This window comes from Paraclostridium benzoelyticum (genome assembly GCF_001006285.1).
GTDB lineage: Bacteria > Bacillota > Clostridia > Peptostreptococcales > Peptostreptococcaceae > Paraclostridium > Paraclostridium benzoelyticum.
Map to the genome: position 1 here is coordinate 1 of NZ_LBBT01000212.1, position 19,253 is coordinate 19,253.

The 19,253-nt window shown below is 29.5% G+C and carries 8 protein-coding genes and 1 riboswitch; of the genes, 5 read left to right on the forward strand and 3 right to left on the reverse strand.

The genetic code is table 11. From position 1 onward, the window contains the following. Nucleotides 1-136: 136 nt before the first annotated feature. Entirely contained in the window at nt 137-3,571 is a 3,435-nt protein-coding gene (locus tag VN21_RS10100; RefSeq protein WP_046823155.1) for an isopeptide-forming domain-containing fimbrial protein, read from the reverse strand. Between the two features lie 169 nt (nt 3,572-3,740). Between VN21_RS10100 and VN21_RS10105 the strand changes: the two genes are divergently transcribed. Together VN21_RS10105 and VN21_RS10110 are read left to right on the forward strand one after the other, a co-directional pair. Next, nucleotides 3,741-11,822: a DUF11 domain-containing protein gene (locus VN21_RS10105; protein WP_046823156.1), complete on the forward strand. Its 8,082-nt coding sequence runs from the start codon at nt 3,741-3,743 to the stop codon at nt 11,820-11,822. 123 nt (nt 11,823-11,945) lie between these two features. Continuing rightward, on the forward strand, nt 11,946-12,257 hold the full coding sequence (locus VN21_RS10110; RefSeq protein ID WP_046823157.1) for a TIGR04076 family protein: 312 nt from the start codon (nt 11,946-11,948) through the stop codon (nt 12,255-12,257). A gap of 50 nt (nt 12,258-12,307) precedes the next feature. Here VN21_RS10110 and VN21_RS10115 read toward each other — a convergent pair whose 3' ends face one another. Continuing rightward, nucleotides 12,308-13,741 carry an amino acid permease gene (locus tag VN21_RS10115; protein WP_046823158.1) on the reverse strand — a complete coding sequence of 478 codons (1,434 nt, stop codon included), beginning with the start codon at nt 13,739-13,741 and terminating at the stop codon, nt 12,308-12,310. A gap of 342 nt (nt 13,742-14,083) precedes the next feature. Then, a riboswitch (Lysine riboswitch) is annotated at nt 14,084-14,252 on the reverse strand. Between the two features lie 217 nt (nt 14,253-14,469). Further along, entirely contained in the window at nt 14,470-14,964 is a 495-nt protein-coding gene (locus VN21_RS10120) for a spore coat protein (RefSeq protein WP_025161988.1), read from the reverse strand. Between the two features lie 102 nt (nt 14,965-15,066). Here VN21_RS10120 and VN21_RS10125 point away from each other — a divergent pair, with 102 nt between their 5' ends. The 3 genes from VN21_RS10125 (at nt 15,067) to dhaK (ending at nt 19,200) form a co-directional block, all read left to right on the forward strand. After that, a complete protein-coding gene (locus tag VN21_RS10125) occupies nt 15,067-16,101 on the forward strand; it encodes a PocR ligand-binding domain-containing protein (protein ID WP_046823159.1) in 1,035 nt (344 codons plus the stop codon). Nucleotides 16,102-16,293: 192 nt separating this feature from the next. Further along, nucleotides 16,294-17,421 (forward strand): glycerol dehydrogenase, encoded by a 1,128-nt coding sequence (locus tag VN21_RS10130; protein WP_046823160.1) that lies wholly within the window; start codon nt 16,294-16,296, stop codon nt 17,419-17,421. A 12-nt stretch (nt 17,422-17,433) separates the two neighbouring features. Continuing rightward, nucleotides 17,434-19,200 (forward strand): dihydroxyacetone kinase subunit DhaK, encoded by a 1,767-nt coding sequence (dhaK, locus tag VN21_RS10135; protein WP_046823161.1) that lies wholly within the window; start codon nt 17,434-17,436, stop codon nt 19,198-19,200. Nucleotides 19,201-19,253 lie beyond the last annotated feature (53 nt).

Sequence of the window (19,253 nt, forward strand, 5' to 3'; positions counted from 1 at the left end):
AAATTTAATGAATAAAAAATTAATATTTACTAGTACAAATTTATATATGTATTTTGATAATAATTTAAAACAAATAAAAAGTTAAATCCCTTATATAAAGATTAAAAAATAGTCTTATATAAGGGATTTTTGTACTTTAAAAACTTGGATCTATATTTAATACAGTTTGTTCAGGATAAGGATTAGTAACTGACTTGGCAGTCACTATAAAGTCATATCTAGTTCCAAGTGGATTATCGTAAGGAATTAAAGCATGTATTTTTATAATTTTAGTTGTATTAGGTGCTAAATTTGACATGATAGGCAATGTTTGTTGATATAGAGTATTTTTTGGGATATCAGCTATTTTAATATTATCGATATATAGTGTGTATGGTATTCCTACTTTTTGCATGATTAATGTGAAATCATCATAACCTCCACCAATATTTTTGAAGTAGTCAACTATAACAGCAGTATTACCAGGTTGTGTAACTATAAATGAAGTGGAATCATTTATTTTAGTTAATGGGTCTGGAGTAAGAGATACGCCAGGAGATAAAGAGCAAGTTATTATATTGCTTTTTTCGCCGCCATATATTTTTATAGTAGATATATCATTATAATAAGATATAGCAGTCGCTTGCGTAGGTATAGATGTACCAGATCTAAGCGTTGATTGAGGTATTGCTGTAAATATTACATAACCAGTATTAGAAACATCTAGTATAGGAATAGAAATAACAATTTTATTAGAAGAGCTATTGTAATAAGCATTACAAAATATAGATGTATTTATTTCAGTAAACAAAAAGTTATTATTTAGAGGTATTTCTATAGTTCCATTTACTAATTTAATAGAGCTATTGTTTTTGAACGTAAGCTTAAATTGCATAATGGAATTAGTAGTTATATTTGCATTTTGGTTATAAAGTGTAGAATTTGATTTATCTATCGCGGTTAGATTCATAACTAAGTTAGGGTGGTTTATAGTAACAGATAAATTTTTACTAACACTAGAAAAGCTACCTCCTTGAATTTGTTGGTAAAAACATTGTATAGAGTTTGTTTGGGTTGATGTAGTTGAGTTTAGCGTTTTGTTAGCATTTGTTATTGTACATGTCATATTATATTTAATAGTTTGAGAAGTTACTCTAGCATCAATTGTTCCCTCGCTAGGGAAAGTCACTGTATTTGAAGATATTATTGGAGTTATAGGTTCGTTATTTCTTGAAGCTGGCCCTAAATAAGATTGACCACCACTTGGAAGTATGTCTTTTAAATATAACCCATAAGCTATAGTTCCTTGAGGAACAGCAACACTAAGTATATATGTTATGGGAGATCCTACTTTAAATACATCTGAGATATTAGTTTTCGTAAGAGTTATAGATGCTGATGATAAAGTAGTTGATGCACTTTTTATAAGATTAGAGTATTGAAAATTAGTAGACCCTTCTTCATATATTTGAGAATAAGGGTTTGTATTAGTTGCAGTGGTTTTTATAGTAACCTTTGGGGCTAAAGTAGAAATTATAGTTACTTTATAAGTTAAAGTTAGAGATTGACCAGGAGATAATTTATTTATATTAACAGATATACTTTCGTTTTGCATATCGATAGAACTATAACTACCAGAACCACTAACATTTATACTATTTTGATCAATTACAAACCATGAAGACAAAGTATCAGAAAGTATGAAATTAAAAGCATCGGTTTCTGTACCTAGATTATTTGTATTAGATATAGTAATTGAGTAGGTATAAACTTCATTTACTTTTATAGAATTTTTATTAGGACCATTTACAGATTTAGTTAATTGTAAATTTGGAGTACCTATATTAAAGTTAACCTGATCTCTATTGCTATAAGCATACCCGTATGTGTTAATTCCTTTTAATTTCATCAAGTTTACATTTTGAGTAGATGAACCAAGTTGGGCTATTGGAACTTTAAAATTAATACTAGAAGATGATAATCCAGGAATATCTCCATAATAAAAATCTACACCATGAGGACTTATAAGTTGTGGGGATAATATAGGATTATAACCTGTATATATATAATTTAAGTTATCTATGGGATCTACTGAAAGAGGGAAAAAGTCATCTATATAAACTTCTTTTTGAATAGCTTTTAAACTAGAAGCATTATATGATAATAAATACTCAGCTAAGTCACCAGGAGCTAGAGTATCTATATTTTTAGGAGTTCCATCTTTATAGTATCCCTTTATAAACTGTTTATCTATAGAACCTACACTTATACTAGATGATGTACTTGAACTATCAGTTACTGTAGAGAAAGGTCCTATAAGTATTCCTAAAATATTTGTAGTAGCTAAAAATGGGTCTGATGCAACTACTGGAAGATTTATAGATTGGGAATCTTTTTTATATCTGTAATAACTATCAATTTTAGCATAGATAGTAATAGTTGTACTAGAATTTTGAGCGGCTAAGCTAAAGTTATAAGTTAAGTTAAGACCTTGAATAACAGGATTGTCGTCAATAGAAGTTGGGGTAGATGAACTTGAAACATATGATATACCATCTGGCAAATAATAATTAACTATTATATCCTCTACATCATAGTATTGACCAACGCTAAATGTATAAGTATACGTAACATAATCTTGTACATCTACTAATCTATTATTTGTATAAGTATTTATAATTAAGTCCATAGCAGTAAATTTAGTTTCGCTATTTGAATTTGAGACTATAAGAGGATCAGCTGAATACATATTAACATGCATATTTAAGACAGTTCCATGAATTATAAAATCACCTTGATTATTATTATATTGATTCCATACAGCGTAATTAAAAGTTAAAGTCGTATTACTGTTTATTGATAAATTAATATTTCCATAATAAATTTGAGTATATATTTTACCATCAATATTTACAGAACTTATAGTAGGATTAATAAATTTTGAAGAGTCCGCTCCAGATATAGATATATTTCCAATATATCTAATTCCATCTTCTAATAATATAGATATATTTACTGAAGATGTGGATACTGCATTATTAAAAAATTTGCAAGTAGTAGTTTGAATTTGTGTATAGTTATCTAAGTTAGAAGAAGTTCCTGCACCTTTTAAAACTTTCCCTGAAGTAGAAATAGTACTGTAAAATCGTACAGTTTTAAAAGTCATATCTAATTGTTGTGTTAAAATTTGATTTCCTATATCATAAGAGCCTCTAGGCATAGTATCAACTTGGCATAAAACTGTAATTCCTGAAAATATATAGTCAAAAGGTATTGTATCACCACTTTTAAATTTAGTATTACATTGTACAGTAATAGAAAAAGTATAGTCGACTTCAAGTGGCGCCAAATCTTTTAAGTTAACCCAAGAATAATTAGCACTACCGTCTATATTAGGAACACTAGATGTTTGAGGTAGAGTTGAACTAGAAAGAACCATTCCATCCGGTAAATTTAAAAACAAACTTAAGTTATAAAGTCTTAGAGTATTACTTAAGTTTTTTATTTTTATATTAAATGAGGAAGTATTTCCTACTAATATAGGTATATTTTGAGTTTTATCTATTGTCATATTCAATATATCCAAAGACATAAAATCACTCCTTTTAATAAACTATATTCATCTCAAATACTTTGTGATACGACAAATTCTTTAATAATTAAAAAATATATAAAACAGTCAACTAAAAAGATAATCAGTAATAGTATATAAAAGGGTTAAAATTAAGCCTTGTAAGTACAAAAAATTAGGAGGAGATATTGTGCCGTTAACACCCAGATTTACAGCTATTGATAAAGCTGTATTAGTAGCTACAGGAAATAGTTTTGTAGTATGTGGAAGCACTACAGAGATAGCAATAAATACATCTGATATGATAAAACCAAATGGAAGTACAACGAGGGATTGGTCAGAGGCTGGAAGTACAGCTAATTTAAATATATTATCAAATAGTACAATACTATATGCAGAGCTTTTATGGTATTCAACTGTAAAAAGCAATGTAGAAGGATCAGATGACCTTAGAAGTATTCAAGATGATCCAATAACTTTTACAACACCAAAAGGAAGTTATCAAATCTCACCTGAGTACACAGATACAAATACAGGTGAGTCTGGAACTATAGATAGATATAGAGCAGCAAACGTAACTTCATATATACAAGATTCTTTATCTGGAAATTATACAGTATCAAATGTACCTATAAGTATTCCAGAAACAGGGCTTAGTAATACTAGGGGGGGATGGACACTTTCTGTAATTTATAGAAATGATAGTTTACCACCTCAAAAGGTAATATATCAGTCAGGGATATCTGTAGCTAAGCCAGGTGCTCCTTTACAATCAACTATTTCAGGATTTACAACAAGTTCAGATATTTCAAAACTAAAAGGATATGTATTTTTAGCTTGTGCAAATGGAGAACCACTAAATGGTGATGATTTTGCTTATGTAGGACCATCATTTGCACAACTTAGCAATATAGGTAATACTGTAAATAGTCCAAATCCAAATCCTGGAACATCACCAAACAATCCAGGGAACAGTTTCTTTTCAGGACTTATAAACATAGTAAACCCATTAAATAGCAACAATGGATTAATAAATATAAGTGGAACTAATGGAAGCAATAATCATGATGGATTTGTGCCTATACAAAAACTAGGAGCAAGAAATAAGTGGGATATAACTAATGTAGATATAACCAAAACTATAGTGCCAAATCAAACGCTATTAGCAGGCCAAGTGAATTCATCAGTGATAGGAGATGGAGTACAACTTGTAGCTGTTGCATCTCAAGTAAATGTAAATGCACCTAATATGACAGCTACATTAGATGCTTATGACATAGACGGAGACGGAGAGTATAAGGTTGAAGTTGGAGAGGAATTGGTTTATTCACTAAGTGTAAAAAATTCTGGATCAGTAGACGCAAGCAATGTTATTGTGTCATCAAACATAGACTCATCAACTACATTTATTCCAGGATCTGTAACTATAAATGAAGTTTCATATCCAACCGCTGACATATCGGTAGGAATAAACTTAGGAACTATTCCTGCACATGGAATTAAGAACGTATTATTTACAGTTAGAGTAAATTCAGTTCCAGTTGGAGGATTATTAAAACAAGCAGCAAATTATAATTATCAATTTATTTCAGGAATAGATACTATCACTAACTATGCTAAAACAAATACTTTAGAACTTACTGTTCAAGATGGAGTTTTATCAATTTCAAAAACTTCATCAAAGTCAACTGCAGTCATTGGAGACACTATAACTTATACAATCAACATAGAAAATATTGGAACAGAAATTGGCAAGAATATATTCTTACAAGATAAGATAGATAAAAACTGTTCTTTTGTAGATGGAAGTGTAATAATTGATGGAGTTGAACACTCAGAATATAATCCTATAGACGGAATATCTCTTCCTGACTTAGATGTAGAAGAATCTACACAAATTGTTTTCCAATGCGAAGTTAAGTCACTCCCAGTTTCTGAAAAAGTTTATAATAATGCATATGTTTCATTTGGATATATATTTAATCAATATGGATATTTAAGAGAAAAAACTATATCAAGTAATATTACCTCTACCATAATTCAGTATATTAATGTAATTGCAGAAAGATGTAATAATAACAATTATCCAAAAGCAGGAGATACAGTAACTTATACATTAAGATTAACTAATACAGGTAATGTAGATGCGACAAATGTTCAAGTATTAGAACCTACAATAACAGGGGCAAGTTTTATAGATGGAAGTGTTAAAATTAATGGAATAATAGAACCAACATTAAACCCATTTGATGGATTTATATTACCAGAAGCAATTGGACCTAAAGCAATAACTGAAGTGGAGTATAAGGTTTTAATAAATGAGGTTGACCCAGCAAGCTTAATAGAAAATATAGCGCAAGTACCATTTAAATATCAAATATCTTCTGAAACAGGAGATGTACAATCTGAAAAAGATTCTAATAAAGTAGATACTATGACAAATTACACATGTATGAACATTATTGAGAGCGTTGATAAAGATTATGCGATTATAAATGATATTTTATATTATACTGTAAAAATTACTAATAACGGCAATTTAAAATCTACAGACACAGTATTTTTATCAAGTATTCAACAAGAATCAACTTTTATAGCTGGTAGTGTAGCTATAAACGGAATAAGCTATCCAAATTATAATCCAAATCAAGGATTTACTTTAGGGACTATTTGTTCAAAAGCAACTGTTGAAGTGACTTTCCAAGCTAAAGTAAATTCTGTACCAAGTCCTAACATAATATACAATCAGTCGGATTTAGTATATAGTTATAAACCAGATCCTGATGGAAATATTTTAACTAATACAATTTATAGTAATATTGTTGAAACTATTATTAAGAAAGCCTCATATACGGTAACAAAATCGGTAGATAAAATGTATGCTCAAGTTGGGGATTATTTAGTTTATACAACAGTAATTAAAAATACCGGAAATGTAGATTTAACAAATATGAAATTTGCAGATTTTACAGGTTCATATCTTGATTTTTATGAAGGAAGTTTATATATAAATGGTATAAATTATCCAAATTATAACCCTAGTACACAGTTTCCACTAGATAATTTGCACCCTGAGGATACTACTACAATAGTATTTGGAGCAACCATAGTTGAAAATAGTCCGGTTGGATATATACCAAATACTTCAGAGGTTACGCTTAGTTATAAACAGACTCCGTATAGTACACTAATTACTAAAACTGTTTATTCAAATACTGTAAAAACGTATGATCCATATGTTCAAGTAGATGTGGTTAAGAATGTAGATAAATCATATGCTTTAGTAGGAGATACGTTAACCTATTCATTTACAGTAACAAACAACGGAAACACAAGCGCAAAAAATGCAATATTCTCAGATACAATTCAATCACAAGCATCATTTATTGCAGGGTCGGTTTATATAAATGGAGTAAATAAGCCAAGTTATAATCCTAATGATGGATTTAACTTAGATACTATTAATATAGGTCAGGTTATAAATATTGAGTTTAAAGTTAAAGTAGACAGTTTACCAAGTCCTAATAATATTAAAAATAGTGCTACAATATCATATCAATATTATATAGATCCAAATCAGCAACCAATATCTAATACATCAACAAGTAATATAGTAACTACTATAATAAACGCATATTCGGCTAATTTAACTAAATCAGTAAACAAATCTTATGCAATGGTAGGAGATATATTAAACTATGAAATAATAGCAAGTAATACAGGTACAGTTCCATTAACTAATGTAAATTTAAAAGATATAATACCAAATGGATCTACATTTGTAGATGGGTCTGTATTTGTAGATGGAGTAAATATTCCAGTCGCTAATCCTAATATTGGATTTACAATAAATGATGTTTTACCTGGAGGAAATGTTGTTGTAACATTTAAAGCAACAGTAACAAGTATCCCTAATCCTCCACAAATTAATAATAGTGCTAATATTAATTTTAAATATAGACTAAGTCCAACATTACCATATGTTGATGCAACTTTAAATAGTAATACAGTTACAACTAATGTAGTAACTGTAAATATAACAAATACAAAGAGTGTGGATAAAACTTATGCAACGGTAGGAGATGTATTAACTTATACGTCAGTAATAACCAATAACAGTAATGTAAATATAACTGATACTATATTTACAGATTTAGTTCCTAACGATACAAGTTTTGTAAGTGGATCTGTAAGCATAGGAGGAACTCCATATCCAGAATATAATCCAAATACAGGATTTACATTAAATACTATAGCTCCAGGAGCATCAGTTACAGTTAAATTTGATGTAAATGTAGACTCTGTTCCGCATGATGGATATGTAACTAATATATCAAATATTAACTACTCATATAAACTAGATCCAAATGGAAGTAGTACAGTAGCTAATAAAGCTAGTAATTCTGTAACAACTTATATAAGATTAGGAAATCTAACATTTACGAAGGCTTCAGACAGGACTGTGGTTAGATTAAATAATGTAATAACTTATAGTTTTGTTATATCAAACACTGGTAATACTATATTAAAAAATTTGAAATTTACAGATAGCATACAGGAAGAATCTTTATTTAATACTGGATCAGTATATGTAAATGGAGTAAATAAACCAACTTATGATCCAGAAGTAGGATTTAATTTAGATGATATAGATATTGGGAATCAGGCTACAGTTACATTTACTGTAACAGTAGATCAAATACCACTAGATAATCAATTATTAAATAAATCAACTATAGATTATTCATACTATGTAGATCCTAATGGAAGCCCTACAACTAAATCTAAAGATTCTAATACAACTACTGTATATGTATATGATACTATCATGTCTGCTACTAAATCTGTAGATAAGGATATAGCTAAAGTAGGAGATGCTTTAACCTTTACCATAGATATAGTTAATGAAGGAAATGTAGCTGCTGAGTTTGTGAACTTTATTGATGCTTTAGATTCTAATTTAGCATTTATAGAAGATTCTGTATATGTAAATGGACAACAAAAAATAGGATATAATCCAAATGAAGGATTTGTATTAAGCAATATAGAACCAGATACAACTACCACGGTGACTTTCCAAGCTACAGTAGATAGTAGACCTTTAGATAATACAATTTATAACTTTGCAACTATAAATTATAAATACACTGTAGGAACAGACCTAATAAATGCAACTATAAATACAAATACAACTATGACATTCGTTGCTGTAGGAGAATTAACGCTTACAAAATCAGTAAACACAAATTACGCAACAGTAGGTGATAATTTAACTTATTCAGTGACAGTAAAAAATACAGGGTCAGTTAATGCAACTAACTTAACATTTACAGATTTAATACCGAATGCAACATCATTCAATGAAGGGACAGTTGTGGTAGATGGAATTTCACAACCAACATTTAATCCTAATGAAGGCTTTGTTTTAAGTGATTTAATACCAAATAATTATCATACAGTAACTTTTAGTATTATGGTAGATTCATTGCCTATAACAGGTAAAGTAGAGAATACTGCAGATGTAGAATTCACTTATAAATTGACACCAAGTGACGATCCAGTTACAATAACATCTACATCGAATAAAGTTACTACTTTTATCAATTTAGGGTTATTAAATAGTAACAAAACAGTAGATAAGTTATATGCAACTATAAATGATATATTAACTTATACAATTAATATAGAAAATGAAGGAAACGCAACTTGTTCAAGTATTTTATTTAAAGATTTAATTCAGACAGATGCAACATTTGAAGCTGGATCAGTTTATGTAAATGGGATAAATAAACCGGACTATAATCCTAATGTAGGGTTTAATTTAGAAGATATAATAGGATATGGAAACACAAGTGTTAGTTTTAAAGTTAAAGTTAATAGCGTTCCAGCAACAGATTATATTTTATATAATAATTCATCAGTAAATTATAATTTCAAAATAGATCCAGATAAAACTCCAGTATCAAAACAATCCACAAGCAATATTGTAAGTACAGTTATAAATGTAGGATCGTTAAGTGCTACAAAATCTGTTAGTAAATCATATGCTACAATTGGAGATGTACTAACTTATACGATTAATATTTTAAATAATGGAAATGTAACAGCTAAAAATATAAACTTTAGAGATGTAATTCCAACAGGATTAACTTTTGTTACAGATTCAGTGACTATAAATGATGTTTCAAAACCTGGGTATAATCCTTATTCAAGTTTTAGTTTAGGAGATATAATAGCAGGAGATACTGTTGTTGTTAAATTTGATGTAACAGTAAGTTCATTGCCAAGTCCATCATTAGTAAGTAACACTGCTAATTTAACATTTATGTATAGAATAGATCCTGATGGAACTGATATATACGGACAAACGAACTCAAATACAGTAACTACTCAAATAAATGTAGGATCACTAAATATATTAAAGAGTGTTAACAAGGGATATGCTACAACTGGAGATATAATAACTTATACAGTTACATTAACTAATAATGGAAATATTAATGCAACAGATGTGATTTTCACAGATAGTTTACAGTCTGATGTTACATTTAATGTAGGTTCAGTAAAAATAAATGGAACAACTTATGAAGACTATAATCCTAATGATGGATTTAACTTAGGTGAAATGGATCCATTAGAAGTTGTAACTGTAGTATTTACAGCGACTGTTATACAGCAGCCAACACATGACTCAGTACTAAACTATGCTGTAGGATCATTTAATTACAAAGTAAATCCAACTGGCCAAAATTATAGTAAATCAATAAATTCAAATACAGTTTATACGATTATAATTTACCCAAAACTAAGTATGTCTAAGACTGTAAATAAAATATATGCAACATTACAAGACACATTAACTTATAATATATTAGTCAAAAATGAAGGTAATACTACTATATCTAGCCTAGTATTTGCAGACATTTTATCAAATGGAGCTATATTTAAAACAGGAACAGTCAAAATTGATGGTGTTAGCTATCCTACGTACGACCCTATAATAGGTTTTAATTTGCCTACTAATCTTATTGCAGGTAATACATCTTTAGTGCAATTTAATGCAACTGTAAACTCTTTACCTACGCCACCACAAGTAACAAATTATGCTACATCGAATGGGGTATACAAAGTAGATCCACAAGGTAGTGATTATCCTATATCATCAACATCAAATACAGTAACGACTAATGTAAATGTTGGAAGTTTATCAAATATAAAATCAGTTGATAAATTGTATGCAAAGGTAAATGATATAGTAACTTATACTTCAACAATTACAAATACAGGAAATGTAAATGCAACTAATTTAAGATTTACAGACTTATTGCAAACAGAGCTAAGTTATGTATCAGGAACTGTTAGAATAAATAATGTTTTATATCCAGCATTAGATCCAATTTCAGGATTTAATTTATCAGACTTAGGAGCTAATCAAACTGTAACAATTACTTTTGATGCTAAGATAAATGCTTTACCAACACCATCTTATGTAAGCAATACTTCACAAATTCAATTTAGTTATAAAGTGGATCCAAGTGGATCGACATCAACAAAGACACAAACAAGTAACGAAGTAACTACTAATGTGGTTTTAGGAAAAATTACAGCAGTTAAAATTGTAGATAAAGCAATAGCAACGATAGGAGATACTTTAAACTATACTATAACTCTTACGAATATAGGAAATGTTATAAATACGGAGGTTTTATTCCAAGATACTCCATCCGCAGGAGCACAATTTAAATCAGGTTCTGTAATTGTAAATGGCGTAAGTCAGCCAACTTATGACCCTACAGTTGGATTTAGTATAGGTGATATTGGAATAGGTAATGTTGTGATAGTACAGTTTAGTGCTATAGTGGTTTCAGTTCCAGAATCAAATAAAGTAACTAATCAGGCTGTAATACCATTTAAATATTTAGTAGATCCAAAACAATCACCATACAGTGATACAGCTTATTCAAATACAGTAACAACTAATATCGCATATGGAAATCTAAATGTAACTAAATCGGTAAATAAAAAATATGCGACTATTGGTGAAAAAATAACGTATACAATTGCGATAGAAAATATAGGAAACATAAATGCTACAGATGTAGTATTTTTAGACTATACTCCTAATAATTCTATATTTGTATTAGGATCTGTAACTGTAAATGGTATAGTTCATACAGATTATAATCCATCGGCTGGATTTAATTTAGGAACTATGGTCCCAGGTCAAATTATAACTGTTGTTTATCAAGTTCAAGTTGTAGACTTATGTTAATATAAATGATTTTAATCTCGAAGGCATTAATGACTTCGAGATTTTCTTTTATTTATGTTTATAATAAATAAATTTTAGTTTAAAATGTATTTGTTATATAAATTTTTAGTGGAGGGGAATAATATGGAAGTACAAAAGTATTCAGATGTAAAAATAACTATATTAAAAAAATTGAAAGTAGATGACATCTTTATAGAATATGCAAAAGAAAGTATGCCATTAGTTTGTGCTAAGGGCGAAGTTGGCGATGAATTTATATCAAAAAACTGTGAAATGCCAGAACGTTTTTGTAAAGGAGCATGGACAGGATTAGAAAGTAAAGTTGAATTTTTAGCATTAGGGAACAACAGCCCTTATGTAAAACAAGAGGGAGTTGCAATACATTCTTGTAACGATGGATTACATCCTGTTATATATAAATTAGAAAGAATATAGAAAAAAGGCTGATTTAAAATCAGCCTTTTATTAGTTAATCAATATATTTATCAATTATTTATATTTTCATCAAAAGTTAAATCAACTTCATCTAAAGATACAACTTTAGTTTTATGTTTAATTTTATATCCAGCGTATAAAGCTATAAATAAAGGTATACCTATATAAGAAGCTATTAAGCTATGCCAGTCAACTCCATTTGGAGTTATACAAGAATATCCTTGACCTAATATTATTATTAAACACATTATAAGTGCTAATATAGGTCCAAATGGATACCATTTAGCTTTAAACTTTAATTCGCTTAAATTATTACCTTGATGGATATAGGCTTTTCTAAATCTATAGTGACAAACTGCTATACCAACCCATGCTATAAATCCAGCAAGTCCAGATGCAGCAACTAACCAAACATAAACTGTACTTTCTGCAAATATACCTGTTAAGAAACACGCAGAAGCTACTAATGTAGTTAATATTAATGCATTTACAGGAACTCCTCTTTTATTAGTTCTTGCAAAAAATTTAGGTGCAAGTCCTTCTTTAGCCATTGAATATAGCATTCTAGTTGAGGCATACATACCTGAATTACCTGCAGATAAAACAGATGTTAATATTACTGCATTCATAAGTGAAGCAGCACCAGCTATTCCTGCTTTTTCAAAAACCATAGTAAATGGACTTTCAGAAACACCAGCTTGAGTAAACGGTATAATAGCCCCTAATACAATTATAGTTCCTAGATAAAATATTAATATTCTCCAGAATATTGATTTTATAGCTTTTGGTATAGTTTTTTCAGGATGCTCACTTTCTCCAGCAGCAACTCCTATAAGCTCTGTACCTTGGAATGAAAAACCAGCAACTAAAAATATAGCAAATACAGATTTTATGCCACCATGGAATGGTCCGTCAGCTATAAAATAATTATGGAAGCCTATTTCATCAGAACCCATTACGCCAAGTATCATTAACACACCTATTATTAAAAATATTATTACAGTTACAACTTTAATTCCTGCAAACCAATACTCAGATTCACCATATGCTTTTGCTGATAAAAAGTTTAACCCTACAATTATAGCTAAGAAAAATATACTCCAATAAAATCCAGGTACATTAGGGAACCAATATTTCATAATTAATGATCCTGCAACCATTTCAGCAGCTATAGTTATTGCCCAGTTATACCAATAGTTCCACCCAAGTGCAAAACCAAGTGCTGGATCAATAAACTTTGTAGCATAAGAACTAAAAGAACCTGATATAGGCATATATGTTGCCATTTCACCTAAACTAGTTATTAAGAAATAAACCATTATTCCTATTAACCCATATGCTAGTAAAGCACCACCAGGACCTGCTTGGTGAAGAGTATCACCCATTGCAAGGAATATACCTGTACCGATCGATCCTCCTAGAGCAATCATATTTAGATGTCTAGCTTTTAACCCTCTTTTTAACTCTTGATTTTCATTACTCACTTTACTTATCCTCCTTATGGTAGTTAGTTTTCCATAAGTAAGTAACTAAGATAATAAATCTTTATGAAAATAAAAAATTCACTTCGCTCATGTCGCTCAAATTTCATATCGTCAACGTCCACTCGGTAAACTCGTGTCCCGTTACTCAAACGACTTCGTCCGTTGCTCAAAAAGCTTTTTTACGCTCAAAATGTATTATATGGATATAACTAAGTTTCATAGGTTATATACGAACTTTGAATAATTATAATCCCTTAAGCGTAAAAAAAGCCATGAGACTATGCTCATGACTTTATACGAAAAAATCCATACTAACTAAGTATGATGATACCGTACGCTTTCATTGAAAATAGCACTCCACAAAATGTGACAGTCTTATATATATTTTATATAAGCCCAGTAAATAGTGTTAAAGCTATTAACTATTTACTTCGGCGAAATTTCCTTTCATATTACTTCATCGAGCTACCTCCATAATACTACTAATAAGTTTCGCGCCTCTATCTCAGTTATCTACTTGTTGTATACAATTATAAAACAAATTTAAAATAAGTCAATAAAAAAAATTATATTAGTAAAGTTAACTATTTTCAGATGATTTATAAAAATGAGAAAAATTAAGTTAAATTAGTAAAGAAAATCATTGATATACCGATAATATATAAATATTTAACACTACAAAAATAGTTAAGGATGTGATCCATTAATTGATATCACATCCTATTTTTCTAGTTATACATATTATGTTGACTCATGTAATTGTAAATTTTTTCTCCGTGTTCTTGTTCTTCTTTTTGAATATGATTTAAAACTTGGCGTATGTTTTTATCTGCAAACTCAAAGATAGCTGTATTATATGTAGATGATACATATTTTTCAGTACTAAGTGAGTCTTGGCATAACATTTTATCTTGTTCATTATAAGCATTCATTTGTGATGATTGTAAATTCATGTTAGGCATAGTATTTGAATTTTGCATATTTGAGTTTTGATTTCCTTGGTTTTGACCTTGAGCTTGATTAACATTTGGAACAGTACCACTTAAAATTTGATTTATTGAAGTTAAGTGTTGTTGTTCGTGTTGAGCAAGTTCATTAAATAAACTTTTTAGCTGTGGGTCTGAAGCTTTTTGAGCATATTCTTGATATTTTTGAACACATAATTGCTCATGGCTTTTTTCGTCTTCTAATAACATTTTTTCTTTAGCAGTTAAATTTAACATAAAATCCACCTCCACTAAATAGTCTGCATAATAAACAATATATTATTCATATATGATAAAATTAGTACATGATATAAAATTGCCTTTAAAGGAGTATGAAAAGTGAGAAATGAAAATTTAAGTCTAAATAAGATAATAGATTTCAAGAAATGGGATAATTTGCAAGATTATCTTTCGCTAGTTACGAAAATGGCAATAGTTATAGTGGACTATAAAGGAAATCCGATAACTAAACACAGTAGATGCCACAAATTTTGTGAGTTAGTAAGAGGTAATTCTAAATTATCAAAGTACTGTGAAAAATGCGATTCAAGAGGTGGGTTAGAAGCTGTACGAATGAATAAACCATATATATATTTATGTCATTACAATATAGTTGATGTTGCTATACCTATTATAGTAGATGAAAAATATATAGGTGCAATAATGGCAGGGCAAGTGAGAATAGATGATTATGAATCAACAGATATGTTAGAACAAATATTAAAAGTTCCAGATAAAGTACTAGAACAAAATGACATCTCAAATCAACTTAATCAATATTATAATGATTTACCTGTTTTATCATATAAAGAAGTAGAAGATACATCTAATATGTTATTTTTATTATCTAATTATATAGTAGAAGAGGCATTAAATAAAAATTTGATTTTAGAGATGTATGAAAAAACTATGAGAAATGGAATAGAAATAGATAGTAAAACTTTTACTGGATACAGCATAAAAAATATAGAAAGTGTTAAAAAAGAAATTTCCAATGCTATTGTGAATAGGTATATAACTTATGATCATAAAGAAGACAGTGAAGAAATTAATGTAAGCAAAACTTTAAAGCCAGCAATACAATATATATATAACAATAAAAGTGAAAATATATCAATGGAAAGTATGGCTAAGTTATGCCATGTTAGTTCAAGTTATTTTAGTAGACTATTTTCAAAAGAAATAGGTGAAAATTTTTCAACATACATATCAAAGCTTAAGATTAAATGGGCAAAAGCTCTTTTAGAAGAAACCGATATGACAATAAATGAAATCAGTGATGAACTTGGATTTAGCGAGTCAGGATACTTTATAAAGATATTTAAAAAGTATGAAGGTGTAACCCCAAATTTATACAAAAAGCATCTTAGATAACAGATAAATTGAATTTGTTAAAAAAATTTCGAAAAGTACATAAATTCCAATTATATAATTTAAGTTCAAAAAATTACGGTTTTAAATCGTAATTTATTAACATCTATGTCCAATGCATTTTAGGGAAAACGGTATTATAATTAAGTTAACTTAAAAAATAATATCACTACAAAATACAAAGGAGAGATTAATATGAGAAAAGCATTTATATGTCCTACAAAATATGTACAAGGTCAAGATGAGTTATTAAATTTAGGGTACTTCATAAAAGTATTTGGGGATTCAGCTTTATTAATCGCACATAAAGATGATATAGAACGTGTTAAAGATAAATTAGATTCAACTGCTAAAAAATTCGGGGTAACTTTTGTTGAAAGTAACTTCAAAGGAGAATGTTCTAGAGAAGAAGTAGCAAGATTACAAGAGTTAGCTAAAAATAATAAATGTGCATGCACAATTGGTCTAGGCGGAGGTAAAGCAATAGATACTGCTAAGTGTGTAGCTCAAGGAGATAACTTAATAATAGTTCCAACTATAGCTGCAACAGATGCACCTACAAGTCATTCAGCAGTATTATACACACCAGATGGAGCATTTGATGATTATGCATATTTCAAGCAAAGTCCAAGTGTAGTTTTAGTTGATACTACAGTTATAGCTAAAGCACCAACAAGATTTTTAGTTTCAGGAATGGGAGATGCTTTATCAACTTACTTTGAAGCAAGAGCAACAGCTAGTTCATATTCAAATGTAAATGCAGGTCTACCTTGTGGTTATAGAGAAGGGTTATGCGGAGAAGCTAAGGGAACTAATACAGCATTAGCTTTAGCAAAATTATGTTATGAAACTCTAATAAATGATGGAGTTAAAGCTAAAGTATCATCAGATTGTAACTTAGTTACTCCAGCTTTAGAAAACATAATTGAGACAAATATTCTTTTATCTGGACTTGGATTTGAAAGTGGAGGATTAGCAGCAGCTCATGCTATACATGATGGACTTACTATATTAGAAGGAACACATAAATACTTCCATGGTGAAAAAGTTGCATTTGGAACAATAGCACAATTAGTTTTAGAAAATGCACCTAAAGAAGAAATAGAAGAAGTATTAGAATTTTGTTTACAAGTAGGGCTTCCTGTTTGTCTAGAAGATATAGGGGTAGAAACTATTACTGAAGAAGAATTAAAAGAAGTGGCTGAAAAAGCATGTATTAAAGAAGAATCTATATATTCTATGCCATTCCCTATAAACGTTGATGAAGTTGCAGCTGCAATAATAACAGCTGATAGCATAGGGAAAAACTATAAAAACAGATAGAGGTGTGACATTATGAAAAAAATAATAAATAAACCAGAAACTGTAGTTATGGAAATGTGTAATGGAATAGCTATGGCACATCCAGAACTTGAGTTTTTAAAAAAATATAAAGTAATTAAGAAAAAAAATATAAATAGAAATAAAGTTAGTTTAATAAGTGGTGGGGGAAGTGGTCATGAACCAGCACATGCAGGATTTGTAGGAAAAGGTATGTTAGATGCAGCTGTTTGTGGAGATGTGTTTGCATCACCTTCTCAAATACAAATATATAATGCAATAAAAGAGACTGCAAGTAATAAAGGAACATTACTGATAATCAAAAACTATAGTGGAGATATTATGAACTTTAGAAATGCAGCACATCTTGCTATAGAAGATGGTTTAATTGTTGACTATATAAAAGTAGATGACGATATTGCAGTTGAAGACAGTTTATATACAGTTGGTAGACGTGGGGTTGCAGGAACAGTTTTAGTTCATAAAATAGCAGGAGCTGCAGCTGAACTTGGTATGAGTTTACATGAAGTAAAGGAAGTTGCACAAAAAGCTGCTAATAATGTTAGAAGTTTAGGATTTGCACTTACATCATGTACTGTACCAGCAAAAGGAACACCTACATTCCAATTAGAAGAAGATGAAATAGAATTTGGAGTTGGAATACATGGAGAGCCAGGTGTAAGAAGAGAAAAAATATCTTCTGCAGATGAGCTATCTAAAAAAATAGTAAATGATATATTAGCAGATATGAAAATAGAAGATTCAAATGAAGAAGAAATTGCATTAATGATTAATGGTTTTGGAGGAACTCCACTTCAAGAACTATATTTACTTAATAATTCTGTTATACGTGAATTAGCTAAGAGAAATATCAAAATATGTACAGCTTTTGTTGGAAACTATATGACTAGTATAGATATGGCAGGAGCATCTGTATCTATAATGAAATTAGATAATGAGCTAAAACATTTATTATCTCAAGTAAGTGAAGCACCTGGATTTAAGGTTTCAGGAGCTTTCGTACCAGTAGAATATACAGATATATATGAAGATGAAAATAACATAGATGATTCAAATGTATGTTTTGAAGTACAAACTAATAAAGATTTTTCAAATATAGAAGATTACAGATTCACTTTAGAAAATATGATTTATGTAGTTGATAAAATGAGTGAAATAATAATAAGAAATGAAGTACCATTCTGTGAATTAGACTCTTATGCTGGAGATGGAGATTTTGGAATGAGTGTAGCAAAAGGATTTAAGCAATTAAAAAGAGAATGGGCAAATATACTTTCAATAGAAGACCTAACTATTGGTAAATTCTTAAATGAATGTTCTATGGTAATAATGGAATACTGTGGAGGAGCATCAGGACCAATATGGGGAAGTGCTTTTAGAGCAGCAGGAAGATATGTAGGAGATAAAGATGAACTTACTGTTTTAAACTTTGCTAATATGATGGATGCAGCTGTTAATGGTGTACAAGCTACAGGTGAAAGATCATTTGGTAGAGGAGCTGGAGTAGGAGATAAAACTTTAATAGATGCATTAGTACCATGTGCAAACTCATGGGAATTAAGCGTAAAAGAAAATGATACATTTAAAGAAGCTTTTGAAAAAGCAGCAAGAAAAGCTGTAGAAGGAGCAGAGTCAACTAAAGAAATAGTAGCTCGTATGGGTAGAGCAGGAACTGTTGGAGAAAGAAGTTTAGGATATCCAGATGCAGGAGCTCATGCACTTGGAGTAATCTTTACTGAAATATCTAATGATTTAAAATAGTCATCCCATGAATTTCATTTTATATAGATTAAGAACCTCAACTTGTTAAAGTT